Genomic DNA, 5,737 nt, shown 5'->3' with positions numbered 1-5,737 from the left:
CCGCCCAGCCGTCCGGTTACGGCTTCCCGCCGCCCGCCGCCGCCACGGCCCCGCCGGTGCACGCCGCGCCGACCATGGCGGTCCCCGCGGCCCTGCCCGGTTACGGGCAGCCCCCGGCCGCCCCGGGCACGCCGCCCGCCCCGGGAGCGCCCGGCGCTCCCGGTGCTCCCGCCATGCCGGGTGCCCCCGGGGTCCCCGGCCGGCAGGCATACGCGGGCGTCCCCAACGCCCCGCAGGCTCCCGGGGTCTCGGCCGCGCTGAGCCTGTACAAGGAGAAGCCCACCGGTCAGCGCTGGACCCAGCAGAACGAGAAGCTGGTCCGCGCCGACCTCAGTATCGGCGGCCAGGCGGTCCTCGCCCGCCAGGGCAGCATGGTGCTGTACCAGGGCAAGGTCGAGTTCGGGTACAAGGGCGCCGGCTTCAGCGGCCGGATCGTCGGCAACGCCACCGGCCAGGAGATGCAGCTGATGCGCTGCAGCGGTTACGGCCAGGTCTTCCTCGCGGAGAGCGCCGCGCACCTGCACACCGTGGAGCTCCAGGGCGACGCCCTGTGCGTCTCGGCGGAGAACGTGCTCGCCTTCGACGAGTCGCTGCAGTACGAGGTCCGCCGTGTCGAGGGACACGGCATCCCCGGCGGCGCCCTGTTCACCATGCAGTTCCAGGGCACCGGCACGCTGGTCGTCAAGACCCACGGCGTCCCGGTGGTGCTGCCGGTCACCCCGACCACCTTCGCCGACGCCAACGCGGTGGTGGCCTGGTCGGCCGCGTCCCAGGTGATCGTCTCCAGCCAGGTGCGGATGCGGCGCAACGCCTACCCGGGCGACACCGGGGAGAGCGTCAACCTCCAGTTCCGGGGCGCCCCCGGCAACTTCATCGTCGTCCAGCCGTACGAGGTCTGAGGGAGCCCGTCATGAACCAGCAACTCGCGGGCCACGCCCCCGCGCCCGTCGTCGCCCGCATGGAGAACCACGGGACCCACATGGCGAAGATCGCCATGCAGACCGGCCACGACCTGCTCGCCAAGGTGGGGTCGATGGTCGCCTACGAGGGCTTCGTGCAGTACGAGCCCAACCCGCCCGCCGTCCGGCAGATCGCCAAGGACTGGGTCACCGGCGAGGGCGCCGCGCTGATGCGCTGCCACGGCGACGGCATCCTCTACCTGGCGGACTACGGCGCCGACGTGGTCGTGATCAACCTCAACGGCGAGGCGCTGTCGGTCAACGCCACCAACCTGCTCGCCTTCGACGCCCACCTGAAGTGGGGCGTGGAGCGGGTCAAGGGCATGGCCAAGTTCGCCGGCCAGGGCCTGTGGAACACCCGGATCGAGGGGCAGGGCTGGGTGGCGATCACCTCCCGCGGGACCCCCATCGTGGTCGACTGCGGGGGCGGCGAGGACGAGACCTACGTCGACCCGGACTCCCTGATCGCCTGGTCCCCGAACCTCAAGGTGAAGGGCAAGCGCAGCTTCAAGGCGTCCTCGCTGATCGGCCGCGGCAGCGGTGAGGCCTTCCAGATGGCCTTCTCCGGCCAGGGGATCGTCGTCGTCCAGCCGAGCGAGGACAGCACCGACCGTCTCCGGATCCGGGGCTGAGGGGAGAACGACCGATCATGCAGAGCCCGATCTTCGCCTACAACGAGCAGCAGACCCAGGAGCACTGGAGCCTGCAGAACAGCCAGATGCTCCGCGTCCTCGTCGACGGCAACCACGACGTCCTGGCCCGCAAGGGAACCATGGTCGCCTACCAGGGTCTCGTCGAGTTCGACGCCGAGTACCGGACCGCCAACCAGCGCAACGCCCGCCGCCGCACCGGCGAGGGCCTGGACCTGATGCGCTGCCACGGGCAGGGCACCGTCTACCTGGCCAACCTGGCGCAGTACATCCACATGGTGGACGTCGACCAGGACGGTCTGACCGTCGACAGCTCCTACGTCCTGGCCATGGACTCCGCGCTGCACCACGAGGTCATCGCGGTCGACAGCCTCTACGGCATCTCCGGCTCCGGGAAGTACCAGCTCAACATCTCCGGCCGGGGCAAGGTCGCGCTGATGACCTCCGGCGCGCCGCTGATGCTCCAGGTCACGCCGGACCGGTACGTCAACGTGGACGCGGACGCGGTGATCGCCTGGTCGACCTCGCTCCGGGTGCAGATGCAGGCGCAGACCCACTCCTCGGGGGTCTGGCGGCGCCGCGGCAACACCGGCGAGGGCTGGGAGCTCAGCTTCATGGGCACCGGTTACGCCCTGGTGCAGCCCAGCGAGCTCCTCCCGCCGCAGAACGCGCAGGTCGGCCAGGGCGTCGCCGCCCAGTTCGGCATGGGCCAGCAGGGCGCGCGGGGACAGAACCAGAACAACGCCTGGAACTGACGGAACGCGAAGGGGCGGTCACCGCGGAGGTGGCCGCCCTTTCGCCGTCGGGTCTCACAGCCGGGAGCGGGTGGCCTCCACCAGGCGGACCACCGAGGTGTCCGCGACGTCCGCGACCTCGTCGTAGCGGAACCAGCGCAGGTCCAGCGACTCGTCGCTGATGGCCTCCACCGCCCCGTCCGGCGCCAGCGCGGCGTACTGGACGTCCAGGTGCCAGGCGCACGGCGTGTGGTGCCTGTCCAGCCGCACCGGGACCTCGCCCAGCAGGCGCAGCCCGGGGATGCCCGACTCCTCCGTCGCCTCGCGCAGCGCCGCCCCGGCCAGGGTGGCGTCACCGGGCTCGCAGTGGCCGCCCATCTGGAGCCACATCCGCAGCTTGCGGTGGAAGGTGAGCAGCACCCGGCCGCCCACCGGGTCGATCACCAGGGAACTCGCCGTGACGTGCCCGTCGGAACACTCACGCCACATGCCGTCCGCGTGCTCGTCCAGGTGCTTCAGGTAGAGGCGGCGGAGCTCCTCCTGGGAGTCCGCGGCGGTCTCCAGACCGTCCAGCACCCGGACCGCGTCGTCGTGCAGGGTCACTCGGAGTCGTCGCCCTTCGGGTCGTCGCCGGCGTCACCGGGCGCGCCGCCCTTCGGGCCGTCCGGGCCCTCGGTCCCGTTGGCCGCCTCACCGAGCATCTTGTCCCACTCGGAGAAGTCCATCTGCTCCCGGTGGACGAATCCGTCCGGGTCGTCCAGGTCGGTGGCGTTGGGCAGCATGTCGGGGTGCGCCCACAGGGCGTCCCGGCCGTCCACGCCGCGGGCGTCGGTCAGCGAGGCCCACAGCCGGGAGGCGTCCCGCAGCCGGCGGGGACGCAGCTCCAGGCCGATCAGCGTGGCGAAGGTCTGCTCCGCCGGGCCGCCGGAGGCGCGACGGCGGCGCAGCGTCTCGCGCAGCGCCCCCGCGGAGGTCAGGCGCGGCGTGGCGGCGGCGTGCACCACCGCGTCCACCCAGCCCTCGACCAGCGCCAGGGCCGTCTCCAGGCGGGCCAGCGCGGCCTTCTGCTCCGGGGTGTCCTCGGGCTGGAACATGCCCTGCTGGAGCGCCTCCTGCAGCTGCTCCGGGTTCTGCGGGTCGAACTGGCCGACCACGTCCTCCAGCTTCGAGGTGTCCACCTTGATGCCGCGGGCGTAGCCCTCGACCGCGCCGAACAGGTGCGACCGCAGCCACGGCACGTGGGCGAAGAGCCGCTGGTGGGCGGCCTCGCGCAGGGCCAGGTAGAGGCGGACCTCCTCCTGCGGCACGCCCAGGTCCTTGCCGAACGTCTCCACGTTCCGCGGCAGCAGCGCCGCCTTGCCGGCCGGACCCAGGGGCAGGCCGATGTCGGTCGAACCGACCACCTCGCCCGCGAGCACGCCCACGGCCTGGCCGATCTGCGCGCCGAACATGGCGCCGCCCATCGAGCGCATCATGCCGAGCAGCGGGCCCGCCATGGCCTGCATCTCCTCCGGCAGCACCTGGCCCATGGCCGTGCCGACGCGCTCGGCGACCGGGTCGACGAGCTCCTTCCACGCCGGGAGGGTGGCCTCCACCCACTCCGCGCGGCTCCAGGCCAGGGTCGTCGCCGCGCCGGAGGGCAGGGACGTCACCCCGTCCAGCCACACGTCGGCGAGGCGCACGGCCTCCTCGACGGCCGAGCGCTCGGCGGGGCCGACGCTGGCGTCCTTGGTGCCGTCCGGCGCGCCCTGGGAGACCGCCTGGCGGGCGATCTGCTTGGCCATGTCCCAGTTCACCGGGCCGCCCTCGTAGGAGAGCATCTGGCCCAGCTGCTGGAAGGCGGCGCCCAGATCGGCGGGGTTCATGCCACCGGCGTTCGGGGCCCCGAAGGACCCGAACAGGGATGCGAACGGATTGTCCCCGCCCGCACCGCCGAAGCCTCCGGCTCCCGGCACGCCGAAACCGAACGGGTTCGCCGGTTCCTGCCCACCGCCGCTCTGCTGGTCCTTCTTCTTGCCCTCGTCGCCGTCGTCCGGCTCCTCCGGCGGAAGGCCGAATCCGAATGGATTGTCACTCACGGGGGTTCCTCGGCTGGTAGGGCCACCGGTTTTCCTCCGGCGGCGCGGCTGCCCGACAACACCACCCAGCGTAGACACCCCGGCCCGATGGGGCCTTGATGCTCCGCCGACCATCGGCCTGCGGCAGGATGGATGGGACCTGGTTCGTACACGCGGCACGCGCGTTCCTCTTAAGACAACCGCTGGAGACGCCTGGTGAGTTCCCCAGATCCGCAGGTTCGCGCAGCGCGAAACGCCCCGGCCGACGCGCCGTCGGCCCGCACCCCCGCCGGCCGGGGGCCGGTGGTGGCCGTCACCGGCGCGGCCACCGGCGTCGGCGCGCTGCTGACCGAGCGGCTCGCCGCCTCGCCGGAGATCCGGCAGGTGGTGGCCCTGGACGAGCGGCGGGGCGACTGCGCCGCCGCCCGGTGGCACGTCCTCGACATCCGCGACCCGGCCCTCGCCGAACGGCTGCGCGGCGTGGACGTGGTCGTCCACCTGGCGGTCGACCTCGACCTGGAGACCGACCCCGCGGCCCGCACCGCCTACAACGTGCGCGGCACCCAGACGGTGCTCACGGCGTCCGCCGCGGCCGGGGTGCGGCGGGTGGTGCTCTGCACCTCGGCCATGGTCTACGGGGCGCTGCCGGACAACGAGCTGCCGCTGGCCGAGGACGCCGAGCTGAAGGCGACCGCCGAGGCCACGGCCGTCGGCGACCTGCTGGAGATCGAGCGGCTGGGACGGCGGGCGCCGCGCGCCCACCCGGGGCTCAACGTCACCGTGCTGCGGCCCGCCGTGCTGGTGGGCGGAGGCACCGACACGGCCCTGACCAGGTACTTCGAGTCGCCGCGGCTGCTGGTGGTGGCCGGGTCCCGGCCCGCCTGGCAGTTCTGCCACGTCGACGACCTGTGCACGGCGCTGGAGTACGCGGTGCTGGAGAAGGCCGAGGGCGAGCTGGCCGTCGGCTGCGACGGCTGGCTGGAGCAGGAGGAGGTCGAGGAGCTCAGCGGCATCCGCCGGATGGAACTGCCGTCCGCGGTGGCGCTCGGCGCGGCGGCGCGGCTGCACCGGATCGGGCTGACGCCGTCCCCGGCGGGCGACCTCGCCTACACGATGTACCCGTGGGTGGTCAGCGGCAGCCGGCTCCACGACGCCGGCTGGCGGCCGCGCTGGAGCAACGAGGAGGTGCTCGCCGAGCTGCTGGCGGAGGTCGCCGGGCGGCACACGGTGGCCGGCCGCAGGCTGGGCCGCAAGGACGCCACGGCGGCGGGCGCGGCGGGCGCCACGGTGGCGCTGCTGGGCACCGCCGCGGTGATCCGCCGGGCCCGGCGGGCGCG

At 73.3% G+C, this 5,737-nt stretch carries 6 protein-coding genes; 4 read left to right on the top strand and 2 right to left on the bottom strand.

Features of this window, described 5'->3' with window-relative positions:
• The 3 genes from A2U95_RS32490 to A2U95_RS06680 form a co-directional block, all read left to right on the top strand.
• The coding region (locus A2U95_RS32490) for an AIM24 family protein (RefSeq protein ID WP_240957221.1) at window positions 1–899 on the top strand (899 nt) is incomplete at its 5' end.
• A gap of 11 nt (window positions 900–910) precedes the next feature.
• A complete protein-coding gene (locus A2U95_RS06685) occupies window positions 911–1,591 on the top strand; it encodes an AIM24 family protein (protein WP_166021289.1) in 681 nt (226 codons plus the stop codon).
• Window positions 1,592–1,608: 17 nt separating this feature from the next.
• The gene (locus A2U95_RS06680; RefSeq protein ID WP_166021288.1) at window positions 1,609–2,364 is read left to right on the top strand and encodes an AIM24 family protein; all 756 of its coding nucleotides are present in this window, start codon (window positions 1,609–1,611) and stop codon (window positions 2,362–2,364) included.
• A 54-nt stretch (window positions 2,365–2,418) separates the two neighbouring features.
• Here the strand turns inward: A2U95_RS06680 and A2U95_RS06675 are convergent, their stop codons facing one another.
• Together A2U95_RS06675 and A2U95_RS06670 are read right to left on the bottom strand one after the other, a co-directional pair.
• Window positions 2,419–2,946 carry an NUDIX hydrolase gene (locus tag A2U95_RS06675; protein ID WP_166021287.1) on the bottom strand — a complete coding sequence of 176 codons (528 nt, stop codon included), beginning with the start codon at window positions 2,944–2,946 and terminating at the stop codon, window positions 2,419–2,421.
• On the bottom strand, window positions 2,943–4,421 hold the full coding sequence (locus tag A2U95_RS06670; RefSeq protein WP_166021286.1) for a zinc-dependent metalloprotease: 1,479 nt from the start codon (window positions 4,419–4,421) through the stop codon (window positions 2,943–2,945). Before A2U95_RS06670 ends, A2U95_RS06675 begins: the two co-directional genes overlap by 4 nt.
• A gap of 195 nt (window positions 4,422–4,616) precedes the next feature.
• On the opposite strand from A2U95_RS06670, the gene A2U95_RS06665 reads away from it, so the two are divergent.
• Window positions 4,617–5,737, top strand: a 1,121-nt coding sequence (locus A2U95_RS06665; RefSeq protein ID WP_166024884.1) for an SDR family oxidoreductase, incomplete at its 3' end; no start/stop codon positions are given.

The sequence above is a fragment of the Streptomyces chilikensis genome (assembly GCF_001642695.1).
Taxonomy (GTDB): Bacteria; Actinomycetota; Actinomycetes; order Streptomycetales; family Streptomycetaceae; genus Streptomyces; species Streptomyces chilikensis.
This window is presented reverse-complemented; position numbering and strand designations above follow the sequence as displayed.

Excerpts from the sequence above, each read along its gene's own strand:
- A2U95_RS06680 (WP_166021288.1), top strand. The coding sequence starts at position 1,609 with ATGCAGAGCCCGATCTTCGCCTACAACGAGCAGCAGACCCAGGAGCAC.
- A2U95_RS06685 (WP_166021289.1), top strand. The coding sequence starts at position 911 with ATGAACCAGCAACTCGCGGGCCACGCCCCCGCGCCCGTCGTCGCCCGC.